This window comes from Limnohabitans sp., from assembly GCF_040400975.1.
Lineage (GTDB): Bacteria > Pseudomonadota > Gammaproteobacteria > Burkholderiales > Burkholderiaceae_C > Limnohabitans_A.
The window spans coordinates 107,166-130,269 of the sequence record NZ_JBBAPF010000004.1 but is presented as its reverse complement, the minus strand read 5'-3'; the positions used below and the strand labels follow the sequence as shown (position 1 = coordinate 130,269).

Genomic DNA, 23,104 nt, shown 5'->3' with positions numbered 1-23,104 from the left:
GTCGGAGCTGAAGCTCCGACCTACAAATAAAAAAGGACACACTATGCAACGCCGCGATTTTTGTTTGAGCGCTTTGGCAAGCACCTTGACCGCCCCGGCATGGGCTCAAGGCAAAACGATTCGCATCATCGTGCCCTACGCAGCTGGCGGCCCGATCGATGTCACGGCGCGGGCCTTGGCCGAGCGCGTGAAAGACAGTTTGGGTACGGTGATCGTTGAAAACCGCCCCGGCGCAGGCGGCAACCTGGGTGCGGATTTGGTGGCCAAGGCCTCACCTGACGGCTTGACGATCGGCATTGCGGCCACGGCCACGCACGCCATCAACCCCTGGCTGTTTGCCAAGATGCCTTATGACGCGAGCCGCGACTTTGCGCCCATCACGCAAATGCTGCGCGTGCCCAATGTGCTGGTGATGAACGCCGAGACCGCGCAGCGCCTGAAGATCAATACCCTGGCCGATTTGGTGGCGTATGCCAAAGTCAACCCCGCCAAGCTCAACTTTGGCTCCGGGGGCAACGGCAGTGCGGGGCATTTGGCGGGCGAGATGTTCAAACGCGCAGCAGGCATTTTTGCGGTGCACATCCCCTACAACGGTGGCAATCCGGCCCAGTTGGCTTTGCTGTCGGGTCAGGTTGACTTCAACTTCGACAACTTGGCCACGGCAGCTGCCAACATCAAAGCGGGTCGTCTCAAGGCATTGGCCGTGACCACCGCTCAGCGCAGCAGCGCCCTGCCTGACATCCCGAGCATGAGCGAGACGCTGAAAGACTTCGAGATCGACACCTGGTGGGGTTTGGTCGCCCCTGCCGCCACGCCACGCGATGTGGTGGAGCGGTTGAACAAAGCCTTTGTTGCTGCACTGCAAACACCCGAAACGAAAACCCGTTTCGCTCAACTGCTGGCCGAACCTGTCGGGAACACGCCCGAACAGTTTGGCGCGTTCATGAAGAAGGAACTGACACGCTACGAAAGCGTGGTCAAGGCCAGCGGCGCAAAAGTGGACTGAAACTATTCACCCAAATAGGCTGCACGCACCTTCGGGTCTTCGAGCATGTCTTTGCCCACACCGGTCATGGTGATGAGACCGGAGTCCATCACATAACCCCGGTCGGCAATGGCCAGCGCACGGCTGGCGTTTTGCTCCACCAGCAGCACGGTGACGCCTTGCGCGTAGACATCGCGCACCACCTCAAAGATCTTGTCGACCATGATGGGCGACAAACCCATGGACGGTTCGTCCAGCAGCAAGACCTTGGGGCGGCTCATCAGCGCACGACCCATGGCCAGCATTTGCTGCTCGCCTCCGGACATGGTGCCGGCCAGCTGGTCTTTGCGCTCGCGCAGGCGCGGGAAGATGGTGAACATCTTTTCGATGTCGTCGGCAATGCCTTTGGTGTCCGAGCGGATGTAAGCGCCCATTTGCAGGTTTTCGGTGATGGTCATGCGGGTGAACACGCCACGGCCCTCGGGCACCATGGCCAGGCCCTGCTTGACCAAGTCCCAGGGGCCTTGGCCCTGAATGCTTTTGCCCAAGTATTCAATGTCACCCGATTGCAAAGGCAAGGTGCCGGTGATGGCTTTCATGGTGGTGGTTTTGCCAGCACCGTTGGAGCCGATCAAGGACACCAGTTCGCCTTCATGCACATCCAGGCTCACGCCCTTAACAGCCTGAATGCCGCCGTAGCCCACCTGCAGGTCTTTGACTTTCAAAAGAACATTGGCCATCTCAGTGCCCTCCCGTGCCCAGATAGGCTTCAATCACTTTTTCGTTTTTCTGCACATCGGCAGGCGTGCCTTCGGCAATCTGTTTCCCGTAGTCGAGCACGGTGACACGGTCACACAAGCCCATGACCAGCTTCACGTCGTGTTCGATCAGCAAGATGGTGCGGTTGTCTTTGCGGATCTGGTCAATCAACTCGCGCAGCTGCACCTTCTCGGTCGCGTTCATGCCGGCAGCCGGCTCGTCCAAAGCGATGAGCTGCGGATCGGTGGCCAAAGCGCGGGCAATTTCCAGGCGGCGCTGGTCGCCATAAGACAAGGTGCGCGCTTTGTAGTCGGCGTATTTGCCAATGCCCACATAGTCGAGCAGCTCTTGCGCCCGCTGGGCGATGGCAGCCTCTTCGGCCTTGAAGCCGGGCGTGCGGAAAATCGCGCCCAACAAGCCGGAATGGGTGCGCACATGGCGGCCGACCATCACGTTTTCGAGGGCCGTCATTTCGGCAAACAAGCGGATGTTCTGGAAGGTGCGGGCAATGCCTGCCTTGGCCACTTCATGCACCGCAGTGGGCTGGTAAGGTTTGCCTGCCAGCTCAAAAGTGCCGCCATCCGGCGTGTACAGGCCAGTGATCACGTTGAAAAACGTGGTCTTGCCCGCGCCATTGGGACCGATCAGGCCATAGACCTGACCGCGCTGGATGGTCATGCCCACATCCGAGAGGGCTTGCAAACCCCCAAAGCGCTTGGAGATGCCCGAAACGTGCAAGACTGTCTTGTTGTCAGCCATTGAGTTCATGGTCGGCTCCTTCATTTCGACGTGAGGGATTTGCCATGCTCAGGCGAAGGCCACAAGCCTCGAGGCCGCATCAACATGATCACGATCATGGCCAGGGCCACCAGCAATTGGCGCAAGATGGAAGCGTCTAAGCGGCCACCCGTCATCTCCTGCAATGGGCCCGCCACATAGCGCAAAACTTCGGGCAAGGCCGACAACAAAATCGCACCCAAGATCACGCCCGGCAAATATCCCAAGCCGCCCAACACCACCATGGCGACGATCATCACCGACTCCATCAGGCTAAAAGATTCCGGCGAGATGAAGCCTTGAAAGCCTGCAAACATGGCACCCGATACACCGCCAAAGGTGGCGCCCATGCCAAAAGCCAAGAGCTTGAGGTTTCGGGTGTTCAAGCCCATGGCTTTGGCCGCGATTTCATCTTCACGAATCGCCATCCAAGCACGGCCGATGCGCGACACTTCCAGTCGGTGCGAGATCAAAATTGTCACCATCACCAAACTGAGAAACAGGTAGTAGTACAGCGTGACCGAGGCGATTTCGAAGTCACCCACCATCAGTTTTTTGCCCAAGTTGACACCAAAAACAGAAATAGGATCGATCTGGTCCAGACCCTTGGGACCGTTGGTGATGTTCACCGGATGGTCCAGGTTGTTGAGGAACACCCGGATGATTTCACCAAACCCCAAGGTGACGATGGCCAGGTAGTCACCGCGCAACTTGAGCGTAGGCGCCCCCAGCAGCATGCCGAATAAACCCGCCAACGCTGCAGCCAAGGGCAAGATCAACCAAATGGGCATGTGCATGCCCTCTGGGAACAGGCCCGCCATGGTGCTGAAGGTGTTGATCAGGTGCGGCGACGACAGCAAGCCATACATGTAGGCGCCCACCGCGAAAAAAGCCACATAACCCAGGTCAAGCAAACCGGCATAGCCCACCACGATGTTCAGGCCAATGGCCAACAGGATGTACAGCAAGGCCATGTCGGCGATGCGCACCCAAGCGTTGCCAAAACTTTGAAGGATCAGGGGCAAGACCAGCAAGCCCACGCCCATCAGGATGTATTGAGTGGTTTTGTTGATGTTCAAGTTCATGCTCATCCCCATCACGCGCGATCGGCCACGCGCTCACCCATCAGGCCCGAGGGGCGAAGGGTCAGAACGATGATGAGCACGATGAAAGCAAAAATATCGGCGTAGTGACTGCCCAATACGCCTCCGGTCAGGTAGCCAATGTAGCCCGAGCCAATGGCTTCGATCAGGCCCAACAAAATGCCGCCAATGACTGCCCCGGCCAAGTTGCCAATCCCGCCAAACACCGCAGCAGTGAAGGCTTTGAGGCCCGGCAAGAAGCCCATGGCGTGTTGCGCCGTGCCGTAATTGGAGGCGTACATGACGCCCGCAATGGCTGCCAAAACCGCCCCAATGACAAAGGTGGCCGAAATCACCACATCGGGCTTGACACCCATCAAAGCGGCCACGCGCGGGTTTTCAGATGTGGCCCGCATGGCTCGGCCCAAGCGGGTGTAGTTGACCAGCCACATCAGCACCGCCAACGAGACGGCCGTGACGCCCAAAATCATGATTTGGGTCGGCGTGATCACCACCCCACCCATGTTGATAGGGGTGCTGGACAACAACGTGGGGTAAGCCTTGTAGTTGGGCTTCCAGATGATCATCGCCAGGGTCTGCAACAAAATGCTCATGCCAATGGCCGTGATCAGGGGGGCCAGTTTGGGGCTGTTGCGCAGGGGTCGATAGGCCACTTTTTCAATGGTGAAGTTCAGCACCGCAGCCACCACGCAGGCGATCAAGGTGGCCAAAACCAAAATCACCCAGCCTGGCGAGCCGGGCATGGCGTCTTGCATCATGCCGATGGCAGACCAGCTCGTTAATGCGCCCACCATCAGCACTTCGCCGTGCGCAAAGTTAATCAGGTTGATGATGCCGTACACCATGGTGTAGCCCAAGGCCACCAGGGCGTACATGCTGCCCATGACCAGGCCATTGATGACCTGCTGCAGAAAGACGTCCATTGATTTTCTCCGTGTGTTGCGCTGCGCTTAGCAGCCCACTTCGTCGGTTGTTGTTTTGGTTCAGACCGCACCTTTTGGGTGAGCCCTGAGCATTAGCAAAAAACCCGCCAGATCTTGGATGCACCGGGCGGGGTGGCGGGATTGTAGTGAAAGAAAAGTGGTCTTCCGAATGCCATTTGGTCGGGACTTACCCTGTGGCTGAATTTTTCTTTAGCTGTTCTTCCAGTTTGTCCGCGATTTTGATCTCTAGACCCCGCCGAACCGGTTGGTAAAAACCGGGTTCAGGCATGCCATCGGGCAAATACCGCTCGCCCGCGGCGAAGCCATCTTCCTCGTCATGCGCATAACGGTAGCCCTTGCCATAGTCCAGCTGCTTCATGAGTTGGGTAGGCGCGTTGCGCAAGTGCATGGGCACTGGTCGGGTACCGTCTTTTTTGACCCAAGCCTTGGCCTCTTTGAACGCCTTGTAAGTCGCGTTGGACTTGGGCGCAACAGCCAGATAAATCACGCACTGCGCCAGTGTCAGCTCGCCTTCGGGGCTGCCCAAGCGCTCATACACGTCGGCTGCGTCAAGGGCCATGCGCAGCGCACGCGGGTCGGCCAAGCCAATGTCTTCGCTGGCCATGCGAATCAGGCGGCGCGCCAGGTAGCGCGGGTCCGCGCCGCCATCGAGCATTCGCACGAACCAATACAGGGCAGCATCCGGGTCTGAACCGCGCACCGATTTGTGCAGCGCGCTGATGGTGTCGTAGAACTGCTCACCGCCCTTGTCATAGCGGCGCATGCGCTCGCCTAAAACACGCACCAGCCAGCTGTCGGTCACCGGATCAATGGCCTCTTGTTTGGCCGCCATGGCCAAGGTCTCCAGCGTGTTGAGCAAACGCCGTGCGTCCCCGTCGGCATAGGCCAACAAACGCGCCAAGGCTTCGGATTCGATGGCGGGAATCGCTTGGATGGCTTGCGCCCGCATCACGATGTGGCCCAGGTCTTCTTCCACCAAGGGTTGCAAGACATACACCGCAGCACGAGACAGCAGGGCCGAGTTGACCTCGAAAGATGGGTTCTCAGTGGTGGCACCGATGAAGGTGAACAAGCCGCTTTCGACGTGCGGCAAAAACGCGTCTTGCTGGCTTTTGTTGAAGCGGTGCACCTCGTCCACAAACATGATGGTGCGCTGAGGATGCAAACCGGCTCGGGCGGCTTCGGCTTTGTCAACCGCTTCCCGAATGTCTTTGATGCCCCCCAGTACCGCGCTGATGCTCAAAAACTGCGCATCAAACGCATCGGCCATCAAACGGGCAATGGTGGTTTTGCCCACGCCGGGTGGCCCCCACAAAATGCAACTGTGGGGTTGGCCCGACTCAAACGCCAAACGCAAGGCCATGCCTTCGCCCAGCAAGTGTTGCTGCCCGATCACCTCGCCCAAGTGGCGTGGCCGCAGGCGTTCGGCCAAAGGGGCATGCGGTGGCAGCGTGGAGGCTTTCATGGACACCCGGACGGCATCAAGGGCGAATGATGTCGACGCCCGGTGGGGCCTTGAATACAAATTGACTGGCGGGCAAGGCCACGTTCAGCTGAAAACCCGCAAAGGTCAACACCGAGCGTTGACCCAAGCTGTCTTGCACATCCAGGACAGCCAACTCGACGCCCATGGGCGTGGCCCGCAAACCCACCATCACCGCACGGATCTGCCCGTCCGCCGCCAAAGGTGTCGCACGCACCCAGGCCAAACCGTCTCGAGCAGGTTCTGGGCTGAACTGAAAGTCGGTCTTGAGGGATTGCAGATCAGCGGCCGCGGTCAACAAAGCCACGGGCGTGGAACCCAAAACTTGCTGCTGCTTGCGGGCCGTGACCTGGTTCAAATCCACATCGTGCAACCACAAAGTTTGGCCGTCGGCCAACAGGGTTTGCACAAAGGGCTTGCGGTAATCAAAGCGAAACTTGCCGGGTCTTTGGAATTCAAAGCTGCCGCTCGAAGTCTTGCTGCGAGGCGCTTGGCCAGCACGACTCGGCGATGTCACCACCTGGGTGAAGTCGGCCCGGCCACTGCGGGCTTGTTTGACAAACTGGGCCAACAAATCCACGCCATCGGCCTGCACGGGCAATGCGAGCGACAAAACGGCCCACACACACCCACTGTAGAGGCCGAAAACCAAAGCGCTGCGGCGCGACTTCCATACACTTTTCATCTGCATCATTCAGCCCGTGCGGGTACCAAAATCTCACGCTGGCCACTGCCGCTCATGCTGCTGACCAGACCTGCTTTTTCCATGTCTTCGACCAAACGGGCCGCGCGGTTGTAGCCAATTTTGAGGTGGCGCTGGACCAAAGAGATGCTGGCTTTGCGGTTTTTCAAAACCACCTCAACGGCTTGGTCGTACATCGGGTCTTTTTCGCCGTTATCGCCCTCGCCCAGCATGCCGCCGTCGTCGTCCACCGTGCCGCCTTCGAGCACGCCTTCGATGTAATCGGGCTCGCCCTGGCTTTTGAGGTAGCTGACCACGCGGTGCACCTCTTCGTCGCTGACAAAGGCGCCATGCACCCGAATCGGGAAGCCTGTGCCCGAGGGCATGTAAAGCATGTCACCCATGCCCAACAGGGCCTCGGCCCCCATCTGGTCCAAGATGGTGCGGCTGTCGATCTTGCTGGATACCTGAAACGCAATGCGGGTCGGGATGTTGGCCTTGATGAGCCCGGTGATCACGTCCACGCTGGGGCGCTGTGTGGCCAAAATCAAGTGGATACCGGCAGCGCGTGCCTTTTGGGCAAGGCGCGCAATCAGCTCTTCGATCTTCTTGCCCACCACCATCATCAGGTCGGCCAACTCGTCGATCACCACCACAATGTGCGGCAGGCGTTTGAGCGGCTCCGGATCGTCGGGCGTCAGGCTGAAGGGGTTGTAGATGAACTCCTCTTGGGCGGTGGCTTCGTCGATCTTGGCGTTGTAACCGGCCAAGTTGCGCACCCCCATCTTGCTCATCAGCTTGTAGCGTTTCTCCATCTCGGCCACGCACCAGTTCAGGCCATGGGCGGCTTGGCGCATGTCAGTGACCACAGGCGCCAGCAGGTGCGGAATGCCTTCATAAACCGACATCTCCAGCATCTTGGGGTCGATCATCAACAAGCGCACATCGCGCGCTTCTGCCTTGTAGAGCAGCGACAAAATCATGGCATTGATACCGACCGACTTGCCCGAGCCGGTGGTACCGGCCACCAACACGTGCGGCATCTTGGCCAGATCAGCCACCACCGGGTTGCCAATGATGTCCTTGCCCAAGCCCATGGTGAGCATGGACTTGGCTTCGTTGTAAACCTGAGAGCCCAAAATTTCGCTCAGCTTGATGGATTGGCGCTTGGCATTCGGTAATTCCAGCGCCATGTAGTTCTTACCCGGAATCGTCTCGATCACCCGGATCGAGACCAAGCTGAGCGAACGCGCCAGGTCTCTGGCAAGGTTCACCACTTGCGCGCCTTTGACGCCCGTGGCCGGCTCGATTTCATAGCGCGTGATCACCGGACCTGGCGCCGCAGCCACCACGCGCACCTCGACACCAAAATCCTTGAGCTTTTTCTCGATCAAACGGCTGGTCATCTCCAGCGTTTCGGGTGACACCGTTTCTTGCCGGATCGACAAACTGTCGAGCAAGTCCACCTGGGGTAATTTGCTGTCTGGCAATTCGTTGAAGAGCGGTTTTTGGCGCTCTTTGACCACACGTTCGCTGCGGGGCACCGCCGTGACTGCAGGCTCAATGACCATGGGGGCCGGAGGCTGTGCCACCAAAGGCACCGGCTCCAAATCCAACTGCCCTTCTGGAGGCCTCAAAGGATCCAAGTCCCACTGAGGCTCAATCGCCTGGACCGACAGCGATTTTTCACGTTCGCGCAAGGCGCGCTGCCCCAGAGCCATGTCTTCCTGGATCTCGCGTTTGACATGCCTGGATTGGATCAAGCCATCGATTCGAGCGCCCAAGGACTCGGCCAACTCACCCCAAGAAAAACGAAAAACCCAAGACACACCCAGCACCACCAGAGAGAGGGCCAAAACTGCAGCACCCGTGAATCCCAACCACTGCGCACTCGCAGATCCAATCCAGTAACCCAAAACACCCCCACTGTGGCCAGGCAACAGAGGCTCTAAACGGTACAAACGCGCCCATTCGAGACTGGCGCTGGCCGCCAGCAACATCACCAAGCCCAACCAAAACGCCCACCGGCTTTGACGCCAAGGCGCCATTGAAGGCATGTGCTCGTCTTCAGCAGGACCTCGCATCCAACGGGCAAAACCAGAGAGCCACACCTGTGCGCCCGCAATCAGGCACCACCACGCAGAAAACCCCAAGCCAAAAAACGCCAGATCAGCCACCCAAGCCCCGGCACGCCCCACCCAATTGCGCAGACCACCGCCTTCACCGGATGTGGACCAAGCCGCATCACCCGGGTGGTAGCTCAACAAAGCCAAAAGAGCCAAGACAAGGAGGACGCCGCCCAACAGCAGGCCGATTTCTTGCGCAAACCGAGACCAAAATGAGGTAGGCGCATCAGGCTCCCGACTCCGGGCTGTCGGATTGATCAAGGTGTTGAGTGAATAGGTCATAAATGAGCCCCCAAGCTTACCCGATCGGACCCGGTTCTCCCCCAGATCTTCTGATCTGTAAGCCCCCAGACCCAACTGACTTTGGTGGTTTCTTACAATCTACTTTGCCGCAACAGCACACCTGCTGCGTTCCCCCCCGATTTTTCTTAGCCGATTGCCCACCATGTCCGCCTCCAATAAGCACGCCAAAGTCTTGATCCTCGGCTCTGGCCCTGCCGGTTACACCGCCGCCGTCTACGCCGCCCGCGCTAACCTCAAGCCTTTGCTGATCACCGGCATGGCCCAAGGCGGCCAGCTCATGACCACCACCGAAGTGGACAACTGGCCCGCCGACGTGCATGGCGTGCAAGGCCCCGATTTGATGCAGCGCTTTCAGGAGCATGCCGAGCGCTTCAAGACCGAGATCGTGTTTGACCACATCCACACCGTCAAGCTCGAGCAGCGCCCCTTCACCCTGATCGGCGACAGCGGCACCTACACCTGCGACAGCCTGATCATTGCCACGGGCGCATCGGCCAAATACTTGGGCCTGCCCTCCGAAACCGCCTTCATGGGCCGCGGCGTGAGTGGCTGCGCCACCTGCGACGGCTTCTTCTACCGCGACCAGGTTTGCTGCGTGATCGGTGGCGGCAACACCGCCGTCGAAGAGGCGCTGTACCTGTCCAACATTGCCAGCAAAGTCTATTTGATCCACCGCCGCGACAAGTTCAAGGCCGAACCCATCTTGGTGGACAAGCTCATGGACAAGGTCGCCGCAGGCAAGATCGAACTGAAAACCTTCCAGACTCTGGAAGAAGTGCTGGGCGACGCCTCCGGCGTGACCGGCGTGCGCCTGAAAAGCACCAAGGACGGCAGCTTGCACGATGTCGAGCTCAAGGGCTGCTTCATCGCTATTGGCCACGCCCCCAACACCGACATTTTCCAGGGTCAGCTGACCCTGGAAAATGGGTACCTCGTGACCCAGAGCGGCCTCAAAGGCTTTGCCACCCAGACATCCGTGCCTGGCGTGTTTGCCGCAGGCGACGTGCAAGACCATGTGTACCGCCAAGCCATCACCAGCGCGGGCACAGGCTGCATGGCCGCGCTCGATGCGCAGCGTTTTCTGGAACAGCACAACGATTGAAGGCCTGCAGACCTGAGTTTTCCTGCCAACGGATTGCGAATGGGCGCTGGGGGTGCCTGCCGGGGTGATGTGGCAAAGCGAAGCGCCTCTGAACCCCGGCTGGCACCCCCAGCGCCCACCCACCAAGGGCCAAACACCCCAAATCAAAGCACGGTCAACATAAAAGCCCCCGCTTTCTGGCTATAATTCAAGGCTTTGCTGAAACTGTCCGAATCCTCATTTGGGGTTCACAGAGTCAGCGATCTGGGATACCGCCACCCATCTTGGCGAGGTGAGGCTGGAGCGCCAGGCCCCGTGCAAATCTGCACGAGACCCATCGGCACCGGCTGTTTTAAAAGTATCGGAGTGTCCATATGGCACGCGTTTGCGAAGTAACGGGCAAAGGCCCAATGACAGGGAACAACGTTTCCCACGCCAACAACAAAACCAAGCGCCGGTTCCTGCCGAACCTGCAATACCGTCGTTTCTGGGTTGAAACAGAAAACCGTTGGGTGCGCCTGCGCGTTTCCAGCGCTGCTCTGCGCCTGATCGACAAAAACGGCATCGATGCTGTGCTCGCAGACCTGCGCGCACGCGGTCAAGCCTAAACCCAGAACATTAGGAGTCATACACCATGGCAACCAAAGGCGGACGCGAAAAAATCAAGCTGGAATCTACAGCTGGCACTGGTCACTTCTACACGACCAGCAAAAACAAGAAAACCATGCCCGAGAAAATGTCGATCATGAAGTTCGACCCCAAAGCTCGCAAACACGTTGAGTACAAGGAAATCAAGCTGAAGTAATTCAGCCTGAGCCTTGAAAAAAACCCGCCTTTGGCGGGTTTTTTCTTGTCGCAATCCATCAACACCAAGCAAACAGGGCCCGAAGGCCCTGTTGGGATGTATGCGGATACAGATCAGGCCGGTTGGCGAACCGCACGCAACTTGACCGAAAAGTCACGCAATGCAGCAATGCCGCTTTCTTCGGCGCGGCGGCACCAGGCTTGCAAATCAGCCGCCAATTGCTCGCGTGAATGAGAGGTGTTGAGCCAAATCTGGCTGAGCTCTTCCCGCATTTGAACCATTTTGTCGAGCACCGGACTGGCCGCACGGGCTTGTTGGAGATGGGCCTGAGCTGCCACGGGCACCTTGGCGGCATCGCGATGCAACCAACGCTGGGCCGCCTGCATCACGCTCGCGTCCAGCTTGAGTTTGCTGGCTTCTTGCTGCATCACACTGCGCACATTGCGGGCATAACCGGCCATGACTTCGTAACGGTTGGCAATCAGCGCTTCCAGCGTCTTTTCGTCGGCCACGGGGCGAATGTCGCCATAAGCCAAGCGCGGCGGTGTCTTTTTGACGGTGGCCAAGCCCAGGGTTTCGAGCATGCGGATGTACAACCAGCCGATGTCAAACTCGTAAGGCTTGACCGACAGCTTGGCCGATGTGGGGTAAGTGTGGTGGTTGTTGTGCAACTCTTCGCCACCAATCAGGATGCCCCAAGGCGAAATGTTGGTGCTGGCGTCATGCGCCTCGAAGTTGCGATATCCCCAGTAGTGCGCCGCGCCATTGATGATGCCGGCCGCCGTGATCGGAATCCAGGCCATTTGCACAGCCCAGACCGTCAGACCGATGAAGCCGAACAAGGCCACGTCGATGATCAACATCAGGGCGACGCCTTGCCAAGAAAAGCGGGAGTACAGATTGCGCTCAATCCAGTCGTCGGGGGTGCCGTGGCCAAAACGCTTGAGGGTGTCAAGATTTTTAGATTCTTTGCGGTACAGCTCAGCGCCCGAGAACAACACGGTTTTGATGCCATGCACATGCGGGCTATGCGGGTCTTCGGCTTGCTCGCACTTGGCATGGTGCTTGCGGTGAATAGCCGCCCACTCCTTGGTCACTTGGCCTGTGGTCAACCACAGCCAGAAACGGAAAAAGTGCGAAGGAATGGCATGCAGGTCCAAAGCGCGGTGCGCCTGATGACGGTGCAGAAAAATGGTGACGCTGGCGATGGTGACGTGGGTCAGGGCCAAGGTGATCAACACCATTTGCCACCAAGCCAAGTCGAACAGGCCGTGGCCCATCCAGTGAATCACTGCATCCAAAAAAGCCCAATCAGGCAACAACATGAGTCTGTCTTTCTACTGGCACCTGAATTCAGGCAATCCGACGATTTTAAGTTTGCTGCCCCAAAAAGGACAGCGTTTTCGACCGACTTCGACCGATAAGGGTTTTAAAGTATTACTTTTTAACCCAAGCTGCGGCAAAAAAACCATCCGTGGCATGGCGATGGGGCCACAGCCTGAGGAATGTGCCGGCTGGCGGGGCATCGGCGTGGGCATCGCCCGATGGGGCCGGTGAGCACAGACTCGCTGCGTGGGGCACTTTGAGCCTGTCGAGCTCTTGCGCCACATTCAAGGGGACAAAATCCGGGTTGGCGGCACTGAAAGCCCGTGCGATCCGCTCGTTTTCTTCGGGCAACACGCTGCAGGTGGCATACACCAAGCGGCCACCCGACTTGACCATGCGCGACGCGCTTTGCAAGATGGCCTGCTGCTTTTCGGTCAACTCTTGCACAGCTTGGGGCTTTTGACGCCATTTCAGGTCAGGGTTGCGGCGCAAGGTGCCCAGACCTGAGCAGGGGGCATCGACCAGCACGCGGTCAATTTTTCCCGCTAAGCGCTTGACGCGGTCATCGCGCTCGTGCGCAATCGCAGCCGGGTGCACATTGGACAAACCGCTGCGGGCCATGCGCGGCTTGAGCGCATCCAGGCGGTGGCCCGACACGTCAAAAGCGTACAAACGGCCCGTGCTGCGCATGGAAGCGCCCAGTGCCAGCGTTTTGCCACCCGCACCCGCGCAAAAGTCCACCACCATCTCGCCCCGGTGCGCATCCACCAGCACGGCGAGCAACTGCGAGCCTTCGTCTTGCACCTCGATGGCGCCCCGCGCGAAAGCCTCGGTTTTTTGTAAGGCGGGTTTACCTTGAAGACGCAATCCCCAAGGCGAATAAGGCGTAGGTTCGGAGGCAATGCCCGCTTGAGCCAACTCTTTTTGGATGTCGCTGCGCTTGGCATTGAGCATGTTCACGCGCAAATCCAAGGTGCCGGGTTGTTGCAAATGCTCGGCCAAGGACCAGAAATCCTCCCCCAATTGCGCTTGCAGAGCTTGCGCCATCCACTCGGGCAGGTTGTGACGGTGCGGAGCCATCAGTGCATCGTCCGGAATGGCGTCACAGGTGGCCAACCATTTTTTCTCGGTATCGTTGAGCGCTGAAGCCAAAAAATCGCGCGGGCCGAAAAAGCCCAAAATCGCCAGCTTGCGCTCTTTGGGGCCAGAGCCCGAGCGGGCCAACTGCTCAAAAAGCAGCTTTTTGCGCAATACCGTGAATGCGGTTTCGGCCAAAGTGGCGCGTTCGCGTGGCCCCAAAGAGCGGTGTTCACGGAAGTAACGCGACACCACGGCGTCGGCGGGATGTTCAAATTGGAGAACCAACCTGACCAGATCGGCACAGGCGTCTAAAAGGGCTTTTGGATGCATGGGGTGCATTGTCCCATCCCCAGCCCTTTGACAGACACACATCACAGGAAAGACATGTCAGAACCACTGCCACCGATGATCGAAACGCCCAAAGGCTTGTACCGGCATTACAAAGGCGGCCAGTACCGCGTGCTGGGCACTGTGCGCCACAGCGAAGACCTGCAGCCCATGACGCTTTACCAGGCGCTTTATGGCGAACAAGGCTTATGGGTCAGACCTGCGGCGATGTTTGCCGACGTGGCCGAGTTCAATGGAAAAGTTCAACCGCGCTTTGAACGCATCGGCAATTGAGCTAAAAAATGAGCGACCGCCTGCGGATAAATCAAGTGTTCTTGGCTGAGCACCCGCGCAGCCAGGTTGTCGGGGGTGTCGCCGGGTAACACCGGCACCACCGCCTGCGCCAAGATGGGGCCGTGGTCCAGGTCGACCGTGACCTGGTGTACTGTGGCGCCGGCAAAGCGGCAACCGGCATCGATCGCCCGCTGATGGGTGTTCAGCCCAGGGAAAGCGGGCAACAAAGACGGGTGGACGTTGAGCAAGCGCCCGGCGTAATGGGCCACAAAAGCAGGGCTCAGGATGCGCATGAAGCCCGCCAACACCACCAAAGCGGGCGCATACCGGTCGATCTCGGCCTTCAAGGCGGCATCAAAATCTTCGCGGCTGGCAAAGGCCTTGTGGTCCAACACCTGGGTGGGAATGCCGTGGTCATGGGCCAGGGCCAAACCTTGGGCATCGGCCCGGTTGCTCAGCACGGCGGCCACTTGGGCATTGAGGCGCTCGGCCCAGTGGCCCAGCTCTGCAGCACGCACGATGGCGGCCATGTTGGAGCCTGAGCCCGAAATCAGAATGACGATGTTTCTCATGAAGGGCTGAATTATCCCCGCTGGCCTTGTGCATCCAGGCATTTGTCACACCAAGGACAAGCCCCAACAGGCTGCGCATGATAAAAAGCACGACCGTTTGATTTTGAGAGAACACCCCATGGATTTGGCATTCACCCCTGACGAACTCGCGTTCCGCGACGAGATCCGCACTTGGGTCAAGGACAACTTGCCCACAGACATTGCCCAAAAAGTTCACAGCGCCATGCGCTTGACCCGCGAGGACATGCAGCGCTGGGCCAAAATTTTGGGCCAAAAAGGCTGGTTGGGCTGGGGTTGGCCCACGCAGTTTGGTGGCCCCGGCTGGACTGCCGTGCAAAAGCATTTGTTTGAAGAAGAATGCGCCTTGGCTGGCGCCCCCCGCGTGGTGCCCTTTGGCCCGGTGATGGTGGCCCCAGTCATCATGGCCTTTGGCAACGCCGAGCAACAGCAGCGCTTTTTGCCCGGCATCGCCAGCGGCGAAGTCTGGTGGAGCCAAGGCTACAGCGAGCCGGGCTCTGGCTCGGACTTGGCGTCGCTCAAAACCCGCGCTGAGCGCGTGGGCGACAAATACATCGTGAACGGCCAGAAGACCTGGACCACCCTGGGCCAGTACGGCGAATGGATCTTCTGCCTGGTGCGCACCAGCAACGAAGGCAAGCCACAGACTGGCATTTCGTTCTTGCTGATCGACATGAAGTCGCCCGGCATCACTGTGCGCCCCATCAAGCTGCTCGACGGCGAGTGCGAGGTCAACGAGGTCTGGTTTGACAACGTCGAAGTGCCCGCCGAGAACTTGGTGGGCGAGGAGAACAAGGGCTGGAACTACGCCAAACACCTGCTGGCCCACGAGCGCACCAACATCGCCGACGTGAACCGCGCCAAGCGCGAACTGGAGCGCTTGAAGCGCATCGCCAAAACTGAAGGCGTGTACGACGACCTGCGCTTCCGAGACGAAATCGCCAAGCTTGAAGTGGACATCGTGGCACTGGAGATGCTGGTGCTGCGGGTCTTGTCCGCCGAAAAGTCTGGCAAGAACTCACTCGACATCGCGGGCCTGCTCAAGATCAAGGGCAGCGAAATCCAACAGCGCTACTCCGAGCTGATGATGCAAGCCGCAGGCCCCTTTGCCCTGCCCTTCATCTTCGAAGCCATGGACGCGGGCTGGCAAGGCAACTTCCCAGGCGGCGTGGTGGCCAATGCGCCTTTGGCAGCCAACTACTTCAACATGCGCAAGACCACCATTTACGGCGGCAGCAACGAAGTGCAACGCAACATCGTCGCCCAGACAGTTCTGGGTTAAGGAGACACACATGGATTTCGATTTTTCTGACGACCAAGAACAACTGCGCGACGCAGTGCGCAAATGGGTGGACAAGGGCTATGACTTTGACCGCCGCCGCGCCATCGTCGCAGCCGGCGGCTTTGACCGCGCCGCTTACGGCGAAATGGCTGAGCTGGGCTTGACTGGCCTTTACGTGAGCGAAGAGCACGGCGGTATGGGCATGGGCCCTACTGAGGCCATGGTCACCATGGAAGAACTCGGCCGCGGCATCGTGCTCGAACCCTTGACCCAAACCCTGATTTGCAGCGCCACCCTGCAGACCCACGCCCCTGCAGCCCTGCAAGCCGCTTGGCTGCAGCGCATGGCTGCAGGCGAAGCCATCGTGGTGCTGGCGCAGCAAGAACGCGGCGCCCGTTACCAACTGGGCCGCTGCACTGCTGTGGCCAGCGAATCGGGTGGCATCTGGACCGTGAGCGGCACCAAAAGCGTAGTAGCCATTGGCGACCAGGCCGATGCCTTTGTGGTGCCTGCCACCGTGAACGGACAAATCGCATTGTTTTTGGTCGAGCGCAGCGCCAGCGGCGTGAGCACCCAAGCCTATGGCACGCAAGACGGATCAAGGGCCGCCGAATTGGTGCTGAACAAAGCTTCCGCGCAGCTGATCACGCGGAATGGTCTGAACGCTTTGGAAGAAGCGGTGGACATCGGCATCGCCTGCACCTGCGCTGAGGCTGTGGGCGTGATGGACAAAACCTTGGCCATCACTGTGGACTACATGAATACGCGCAAGCAGTTCGGTGTGGCCATTGCCAGCTTCCAGGCTTTGCGTCACCGCGTGGCCGACATGAAGATGCAACTGGAGCTGGGCCGCTCGATGAGCTACTACGCGAGCCTGAAATTGCACGCACCCGCCGACGAGCGCCGTCGCGCCTTGGCCCGCGCCAAGTACCAGCTGGGCGTATCCATGCGCTTCATCGGCCAGCAAGCGGTGCAGCTGCACGGTGGCATCGCCGTCACCGACGAGTACATCGTGAGCCACTACTTCAAGAAATTGACGCAGCTGGACATGACATTCGGAGACACCTTGCACCAGCTGGGTGAAGTTTCAGCCCGGATGCAGGAGACGGCGGGCGTCTTCGCCTGAAGTGAACCAGTAACCCGAGCAAGACGGGAGGGCGGCGCGGTTCGGGCGATGTGGCAAAGCGAAGCGCCTCCGAGCCCGAAGCGCGCCGCCCTTGCGCCTTGCAGCTCAAGACCAGAATCTTCCGAATGAGCAAACCCACAAAAAGGCCCCGCATGGGGCCCTTTGTCATCCTCACTCCGCCTCTCGCACCCGCACAAAAGAGGCAAAGCGCGGCAAACCCGATGGCGTGCGCTCTGGAAAACGGTAGGTGACCCAAGACCCGACAGGCGGCGGGTCTCGGCGCTGGGCATCGCTCAGGCCCGAGCCGAGGGCAAAGCGCTGACCCGAAGGCAGCTGCACCAGCAAAGCCCCTGTTTGGCCTTTCAAACGGCCTTTGCCTGCCTGATGCCCCACCACCAAGCCCTCTTCGTCCAACTCGGGTTTCAGCTTGAACAGGGCATCGGTGCGGCCGGACTGCCACAGGGCATCAGCCCGGTGCAGCATCAGGCCCTCGCCGCCTTGGCGCACCGTCGCTTTTAAAAGCGTTTGCAAAGCCTTGGCGTCGTTCACCACCCGCTGGGCGACAGGTTTCAACCACGCCACTTGTGCTGCGGCCAAGCTGGATTGAACAAGGGCCAACCGCTCTGTGAAAGTGCCGGAATGCCCAAGCGTGTCAAACACCCAATATTGAACCCCACGCCAAGCCTCATCGTTGGGCACCGATTGGCGGACCACGCCCGAGAGCTGGTCGAACATCCCTCTTGCCACCCACAATTCGCCGTCCAGTGGCAAAGGAGGCAGCGCAGAGACAAACCAAGTCGGCGCCACAATGCGACGACCGCTGCGAAAACGCAACACCTGCCCATCCCAAACGGCTCTGACCCCATCGAGTTTTTCGCTGACGCAAAATCCCAAGGGAGATCGATTTTGGGGCCACATCTGGGCCAATTGAACCTGAACAGGCACTGGCCCATGCTCTGCAGGAGCTGTGGTGTTGGATTGAGCCCGTGCGGTGCGCACCAGCCCTGAAACGGTGATCAGCCACATCAAAGCCCGACGCCGCTTGAAGGCTGCAGCCATGAGCGGCTGGACGCGCGGTAAGCCCAAAGAACGTATTGACATGATGTATCTCCCGGAGGACATCAGACCCCTTAATTGGGGTCTTTTGTTTTCAGGGAATCATGATGCTGCGCTTTATGGCCAGGCGCAAGCCCTGTCAGCGAACGTCAACGTCAACGCTTGCAAACAGACCGCTGGGTCATGCCATCAAACGCGAACTCTTGGGCACATGCGCCATCAGAAACTCCATCTGGTCGCTCAAGATGCGGCGGTTCCGCAAGATGAAGTCCTCCCACAGGCTGGGCACATAGGGTGCATACAGCAGGGGCATCTTGGCTTGCTCAGGGGTACGGCTGCTTTTTCGGTGGTTGCAAGAGCGGCAAGCGGTGACCACATTCATCCAGTGGTCAGGGCCTTTTTGGCTGACTGGGACGATGTGCTCACGGGTCAGCACCGATTCGTGAAAATGCCCGCCGCAATATGCGCAGACATTGCGATCGCGCACGAACAACTTGGGGTTGGTCAAACCCGAGCGCATGTCAAATGGGTTGATGCGGGGCACGCCTTGGGTGCCGATGATGCTGTTGACAGTGATGATGGATTGCTGGCCGGTCAGCGCGTTGTGTCCACCGTGGAACACGGCCACTTGCTGGCCCGCCTCCCAGCGCACCTCGTCGGCGGCGTAATGGGTGACCGCTTGCTCCAGCGTGATCCACGATTGCGGCAAGCCTTGGGCCGAGAGTTTCAAAACCTTCACAGACGCCTCCATCCAACAGTTTAAAAAACCACTGACACGAAAAGTCCCGTCTCGATCGGTCCACACGCCTTTGGTGACAGGCTGCGGTGATCGGGCTCAGTCACAATATACCCTCTTACATAGACAAATCCGTGAAAGCTGGCGAGCGGCCAGAACTGCGGCTGGGCATCAAAAACAACATGAAGGTTTTTCGCGGCTTCCACCACCCCCATCTGGCCCCCGCCTGCGCTGTGACCATCGGTAATTTCGACGGCGTGCACCGGGGTCATCAGGCCATGCTGGCGCTTTTGCGCAGCGAAGCAGCGCACCGCAACGTGCCCAGCTGCGTGATGACCTTCGAGCCCCACCCGCGCGACTACTTTGCCAAAGCCCTGAACAAGCCCGATTTGGCCCCGGCCCGCATCGCCACCCTGCGCGACAAACTGCAAGAACTCGAGCGCTGCGGCATCGACCAAGTGGTGGTCTTGCCCTTTGATGCCCAACTGGCCAGCCAGTCGCCGGATGACTTCATTCATCAGGTCTTGGTGCGCGGACTGGGCGTTCGCTATGTGCTGGTGGGCGACGATTTCCGCTTTGGTGCCCAACGCGCGGGCGACTACGCCATGCTCGACACGGCCGGACAAAACTTGGGCTTTGACGTGGCGCGCATGAACAGCTACGAGGTGCGCGGCCTGCGCGTGTCCAGCTCTGCCGTGCGCGAGGCCCTTCACCGGGGCGACATGGCAGCGGTGCAGGCCCTGCTGGGCCGCCCTTACAGCATCAGCGGTCATGTGGTGCATGGGCGCAAGCTCGGCCGTGAATTGGCCGCCTCAGCCGATGGCGCAGGCGATGGCTTTCGCACCTTGAATTTGCGTTTTTCGCACTGGAAGCCCGCGGCCAGCGGCATCTTCGTGGTCGAGGTGCATGGCCTGACAGATCAGCCTTTGCGCGGGGTCGCCAATTTGGGCATCCGCCCCTCTTTGGACCCGAATGATGTCAATGGCGGACGTGTGCTGCTGGAGACCCATGCCTTCGGCTGGCCTGCCCAACTGGGGGCCGAGGGGGGCTACGGTAAAATCATCCGCGTGGACTTGCTGCATAAATTACACGACGAACTCAAGTACGACGGTCTGGACGCCCTGACAAAGGGCATCGCCAAAGACTGTGAAGACGCACAAGCGTGGTTTGCTTCCCGCCACGGTGAAACCAGCCGCCAAACCACCCGCGACCGAATTTGACGCTCCGGCCCTCGTTTGCCGCCTTCGACAGGCTCAGGGCGAACGACTTCAACGGCCCACCCCCTCTTGATCTTTCCGAACGGCTGAGCCGCTCGGGCTGAGCTTGTCGAAGCCCTCTCGACTTGACGCAACATGACCGACAAAACGCAGAACCCTGACACCCGCATCAACATGATGGACACCCCCTTTCCCATGCGGGGCGACCTGCCCAAGCGCGAGCCGGGCTGGGTGAACGAGTGGAACGACGGTGGTTTGTACAAAAAGCTGCGTGCTGCCCGCCAGGGTGCCCCGCTGTTCGTGCTCCACGACGGCCCGCCTTATGCCAATGGCAAGCTGCACATCGGCCACGCACTCAACAAAGTGCTCAAAGACATGATCGTCAAGTCCAAGCAACTCGCTGGCTTTGACGCGCAATACATCCCCGGTTGGGACTGCCATGGCTTGCCGATCGAAAACGCGATTGAAAAACTGCACGGTCGCAAATTGTCCAGAGACGACATGCAGGCCAAGAGCCGCGCCTTTGCCACCGAGCAAATCGGCCAACAGCGCGAAGACTTCAAGCGCCTGGGCGTTCTGGGCGACTGGGAGCGGCCCTACCGCACCATGGACTTCGCCAACGAAGCCGGTGAAATCCGCGCCTTCAAACGCGTGATCGAGCGTGGCTTTGTTTACCGTGGCCTCAAGCCTGTTTACTGGTGCTTTGACTGTGGCTCTTCATTGGCCGAGTTTGAGATCGAATACCAAGACAAACAAAGCGACACGCTGGACGTGGCCTTTGAGACCGACGATGCGGCCAAATTGGCTGCGGCCTTTGGCCTCACGTCTCTTCCTGTTGGGCAAAGCGGCTTTGCCGTGATCTGGACCACCACCGCCTGGACCATCCCCGCCAACCAAGCCCTCAACGCCCACCCCGAGCTGACCTATGCGCTGGTGCAAACCGACAAGGGCTGCTTGGTGCTGGCCGAGTCGCTGGTCGACAAATGCCTCGAGCGCTTTGGCCTGCAAGGCGGCACGGTGCTGGCCACCGCCAAGGGCACGGCGCTGGGCGGTCTGAATTTCCGCCACCCACTGCACGACGTGGATCCCGGCTACAAGCGCCTGTCACCGGTTTACCTGGCCGAATACGTCAGTGACAGCGACGGCACGGGCTTGGTGCACTCCTCGCCCGCTTATGGCGTGGATGACTTCAACTCCTGCATTGCCAACGGCCTGAAGTACGACGACATCCTGAACCCGGTGCAAGGCAACGGCACCTATGCAGAAGACTTCCCGCTGTTTGGCGGACTGCACATCTGGAAAGCCATTCCCGCGGTGCTGGAAGCGCTGCGCAATGCGGGTCGCTTGCTGTCCACCGTGACCATCACCCACAGCTACCCGCACTGCTGGCGTCACAAAACCCCCGTGATCTACCGCGCCGCGGCCCAATGGTTTGTGCGCATGGACGAAGGCGTTGGGGTCTTCACCCAAGACAAAGCGTCCAAGACCTTGCGCCAGCTGGCGCTCGACGCGATCGAGCAAACCCAGTTCTATCCCGAAAACGGCCAATCCCGCCTGCGCGACATGATCGCCAACCGCCCCGACTGGTGCATCTCGCGTCAGCGCAGCTGGGGCGTGCCCGTGCCCTTCTTCCTGCACAAAGACTCGGGCGAGCTGCACCCCAACACCATGGCCATCCTGGATCAGGCCGCTGACATCGTCGAAAAAGGCGGCATCGAAGCCTGGAGCCGCGTGACGGTGGAAGAGATTCTGGGCGCAGCCGACGCCCCGCACTACACCAAAAGCACCGACATTCTGGAAGTCTGGTTCGACTCCGGCTCCACCTTCCAGCATGTGCTGCGCACCAGCCACAAAGACGCTTACGGCGTGCCGCCCTTCCACGAACAAGGTCCCGAAGCTGACCTGTACCTCGAAGGTCACGACCAGCACCGCGGTTGGTTCCACAGCTCGCTGCTGCTGGGTTGCGCCTTGTACGACCGCGCCCCTTACCGAGGCCTGCTGACGCATGGCTTTGCCACAGACGGCCAAGGCCGCAAGATGAGCAAGTCGCTGGGCAACACTGTGGAGCCCCAAACCATCACCTCCAAAATGGGCGCTGAAATCGTGCGCCTGTGGGTGGCCAGCACCGATTACTCGGGTGACCTCAACATCGACGACAAAATCCTGGCCCGCGTGGTGGACTCATACCGCCGCATCCGCAACACGCTGCGCTTTTTATTGGCCAACGTGAGCGACTTCGATCCCGCAAACGACACCGTGCCCGACAACCAGTTGCTGGAAATCGACCGCTTTGCCCTGGCCCGCGCCGCGCAGCTGCAAGCCGACATCCGCGCCCACTTTGACGCGTACGAATTCCACCCTGTCGTCAGCAAGCTGCAAATTTATTGCTCGGAAGACTTGGGCGCGTTCTATCTGGACGTGCTCAAGGACCGCTTGTACACCACAGCCCCCAAGTCGCTGGCCCGTCGCAGCGCGCAAACCGCGCTGCACCGCATCACCCACGGCATGCTGCGCTGGATGGCACCGTTCTTGTCTTTCACGGCCGAAGAAGCTTGGACAACTTTCGGCACATCGGAATCCATCTTCCTGGAAACCTTCGGTGATTTCGGCGTGACCGATGCAGCACAAAACATCGCCCTTTTGGCCAAATGGAGCCGGATCCGCGAGATCCGCGACTTGGTCAACAAGGACATCGAAAATTTGCGCACCGCAGGCCAAGTGGGTGCCTCCTTGCAAGCGGAGATCACGCTGACTGCGCCAAGCGCCGACCACGTCCTGCTGGCAAGTTTGGGTGCAGACATCAAGTTCGTGTTCATCACATCCAAAGTGACTTTGCTAGCGGGCGACACACTCGAAGTGCAAGTAGCGGCCAGCCAAGCCACCAAGTGTGAGCGCTGCTGGCATTACGCCGACGACGTAGGACACGACGCCGACCACCCCACGATTTGCGGTCGCTGCGTGAGCAACCTGCACGGTGCTGGCGAAACCCGCAGCGTAGCCTGAGCTTCACGCACCAACAACA

Annotated in this window: 21 protein-coding genes; 9 read left to right on the top strand and 12 right to left on the bottom strand. The window is 59.5% G+C overall.

Translation table 11 applies throughout. The features are described from left to right. Positions 1 to 43 precede the first annotated feature (43 nt). Complete coding sequence (locus ABWQ00_RS04810; protein WP_353237535.1) at positions 44 to 1,006, top strand: Bug family tripartite tricarboxylate transporter substrate binding protein; 963 nt, start codon at positions 44 to 46, stop codon at positions 1,004 to 1,006. A gap of 2 nt (positions 1,007 to 1,008) precedes the next feature. On the opposite strand, the gene ABWQ00_RS04805 is transcribed toward ABWQ00_RS04810, so the two are convergent. The 7 genes from ABWQ00_RS04805 to ABWQ00_RS04775 form a co-directional block, all read right to left on the bottom strand. After that, positions 1,009 to 1,725: an ABC transporter ATP-binding protein gene (locus ABWQ00_RS04805; protein WP_353237534.1), complete on the bottom strand. Its 717-nt coding sequence runs from the start codon at positions 1,723 to 1,725 to the stop codon at positions 1,009 to 1,011. Position 1,726: 1 nt separating this feature from the next. After that, a complete protein-coding gene (locus tag ABWQ00_RS04800; RefSeq protein ID WP_502908077.1) occupies positions 1,727 to 2,527 on the bottom strand; it encodes an ABC transporter ATP-binding protein in 801 nt (266 codons plus the stop codon). Beyond that, on the bottom strand, positions 2,524 to 3,606 hold the full coding sequence (locus tag ABWQ00_RS04795) for an ABC transporter permease subunit (RefSeq protein WP_502908076.1): 1,083 nt from the start codon (positions 3,604 to 3,606) through the stop codon (positions 2,524 to 2,526). Before ABWQ00_RS04795 ends, ABWQ00_RS04800 begins: the two co-directional genes overlap by 4 nt. A gap of 11 nt (positions 3,607 to 3,617) precedes the next feature. After that, positions 3,618 to 4,547: a branched-chain amino acid ABC transporter permease gene (locus ABWQ00_RS04790; protein ID WP_353237532.1), complete on the bottom strand. Its 930-nt coding sequence runs from the start codon at positions 4,545 to 4,547 to the stop codon at positions 3,618 to 3,620. A 187-nt stretch (positions 4,548 to 4,734) separates the two neighbouring features. After that, positions 4,735 to 6,033, bottom strand: a complete 1,299-nt coding sequence (locus ABWQ00_RS04785) for a replication-associated recombination protein A (protein WP_353237531.1) — start codon at positions 6,031 to 6,033, stop codon at positions 4,735 to 4,737. Between the two features lie 16 nt (positions 6,034 to 6,049). Next, positions 6,050 to 6,745, bottom strand: a complete 696-nt coding sequence (gene lolA, locus ABWQ00_RS04780; RefSeq protein WP_353237530.1) for an outer membrane lipoprotein periplasmic chaperone LolA — start codon at positions 6,743 to 6,745, stop codon at positions 6,050 to 6,052. Continuing rightward, complete coding sequence (locus ABWQ00_RS04775) at positions 6,742 to 9,141, bottom strand: DNA translocase FtsK (RefSeq protein WP_353237529.1); 2,400 nt, start codon at positions 9,139 to 9,141, stop codon at positions 6,742 to 6,744. The genes lolA and ABWQ00_RS04775 overlap by 4 nt, the downstream gene beginning before the upstream one ends. A gap of 163 nt (positions 9,142 to 9,304) precedes the next feature. On the opposite strand from ABWQ00_RS04775, the gene trxB reads away from it, so the two are divergent. From trxB to rpmG, 3 genes are all read left to right on the top strand, one after another. Further along, positions 9,305 to 10,264 carry a thioredoxin-disulfide reductase gene (gene trxB, locus ABWQ00_RS04770; RefSeq protein WP_353237528.1) on the top strand — a complete coding sequence of 320 codons (960 nt, stop codon included), beginning with the start codon at positions 9,305 to 9,307 and terminating at the stop codon, positions 10,262 to 10,264. A gap of 353 nt (positions 10,265 to 10,617) precedes the next feature. Further along, positions 10,618 to 10,851, top strand: a complete 234-nt coding sequence (gene rpmB / locus ABWQ00_RS04765) for a 50S ribosomal protein L28 (RefSeq protein WP_296290926.1) — start codon at positions 10,618 to 10,620, stop codon at positions 10,849 to 10,851. 26 nt (positions 10,852 to 10,877) lie between these two features. Beyond that, complete coding sequence (rpmG, locus tag ABWQ00_RS04760; protein WP_006298735.1) at positions 10,878 to 11,048, top strand: 50S ribosomal protein L33; 171 nt, start codon at positions 10,878 to 10,880, stop codon at positions 11,046 to 11,048. Between the two features lie 113 nt (positions 11,049 to 11,161). Here rpmG and ABWQ00_RS04755 read toward each other — a convergent pair whose 3' ends face one another. Together ABWQ00_RS04755 and ABWQ00_RS04750 are read right to left on the bottom strand one after the other, a co-directional pair. Continuing rightward, positions 11,162 to 12,373 (bottom strand): DesA family fatty acid desaturase, encoded by a 1,212-nt coding sequence (locus ABWQ00_RS04755; protein WP_353237527.1) that lies wholly within the window; start codon positions 12,371 to 12,373, stop codon positions 11,162 to 11,164. Between the two features lie 112 nt (positions 12,374 to 12,485). Next, positions 12,486 to 13,784 carry an RsmB/NOP family class I SAM-dependent RNA methyltransferase gene (locus ABWQ00_RS04750; RefSeq protein ID WP_353237526.1) on the bottom strand — a complete coding sequence of 433 codons (1,299 nt, stop codon included), beginning with the start codon at positions 13,782 to 13,784 and terminating at the stop codon, positions 12,486 to 12,488. A 54-nt stretch (positions 13,785 to 13,838) separates the two neighbouring features. On the opposite strand from ABWQ00_RS04750, the gene ABWQ00_RS04745 reads away from it, so the two are divergent. Further along, on the top strand, positions 13,839 to 14,075 hold the full coding sequence (locus ABWQ00_RS04745) for a DUF1653 domain-containing protein (RefSeq protein ID WP_353237525.1): 237 nt from the start codon (positions 13,839 to 13,841) through the stop codon (positions 14,073 to 14,075). Here the strand turns inward: ABWQ00_RS04745 and purN are convergent. Next, positions 14,045 to 14,647: a phosphoribosylglycinamide formyltransferase gene (gene purN, locus ABWQ00_RS04740; protein ID WP_353237524.1), complete on the bottom strand. Its 603-nt coding sequence runs from the start codon at positions 14,645 to 14,647 to the stop codon at positions 14,045 to 14,047. The genes ABWQ00_RS04745 and purN overlap by 31 nt on opposite strands. A gap of 118 nt (positions 14,648 to 14,765) precedes the next feature. On the opposite strand from purN, the gene ABWQ00_RS04735 reads away from it, so the two are divergent. Further along, a complete protein-coding gene (locus ABWQ00_RS04735) occupies positions 14,766 to 15,947 on the top strand; it encodes an acyl-CoA dehydrogenase family protein (protein ID WP_353237523.1) in 1,182 nt (393 codons plus the stop codon). A 10-nt stretch (positions 15,948 to 15,957) separates the two neighbouring features. Next, positions 15,958 to 17,073 (top strand): acyl-CoA dehydrogenase family protein, encoded by a 1,116-nt coding sequence (locus ABWQ00_RS04730; protein ID WP_353237522.1) that lies wholly within the window; start codon positions 15,958 to 15,960, stop codon positions 17,071 to 17,073. Between the two features lie 171 nt (positions 17,074 to 17,244). Here ABWQ00_RS04730 and ABWQ00_RS04725 read toward each other — a convergent pair whose 3' ends face one another. Both ABWQ00_RS04725 and ABWQ00_RS04720 read right to left on the bottom strand, forming a co-directional pair. Next, complete coding sequence (locus ABWQ00_RS04725) at positions 17,245 to 18,174, bottom strand: DNA ligase (protein WP_353237521.1); 930 nt, start codon at positions 18,172 to 18,174, stop codon at positions 17,245 to 17,247. 136 nt (positions 18,175 to 18,310) lie between these two features. Further along, positions 18,311 to 18,868: an HNH endonuclease gene (locus tag ABWQ00_RS04720; RefSeq protein ID WP_353237520.1), complete on the bottom strand. Its 558-nt coding sequence runs from the start codon at positions 18,866 to 18,868 to the stop codon at positions 18,311 to 18,313. 179 nt (positions 18,869 to 19,047) lie between these two features. On the opposite strand from ABWQ00_RS04720, the gene ABWQ00_RS04715 reads away from it, so the two are divergent. Both ABWQ00_RS04715 and ileS read left to right on the top strand, forming a co-directional pair. Then, a complete protein-coding gene (locus ABWQ00_RS04715) occupies positions 19,048 to 20,085 on the top strand; it encodes a bifunctional riboflavin kinase/FAD synthetase (protein ID WP_353237549.1) in 1,038 nt (345 codons plus the stop codon). 132 nt (positions 20,086 to 20,217) lie between these two features. After that, positions 20,218 to 23,085 (top strand): isoleucine--tRNA ligase, encoded by a 2,868-nt coding sequence (gene ileS / locus ABWQ00_RS04710; RefSeq protein ID WP_353237519.1) that lies wholly within the window; start codon positions 20,218 to 20,220, stop codon positions 23,083 to 23,085. Positions 23,086 to 23,104: the final 19 nt, after the last annotated feature.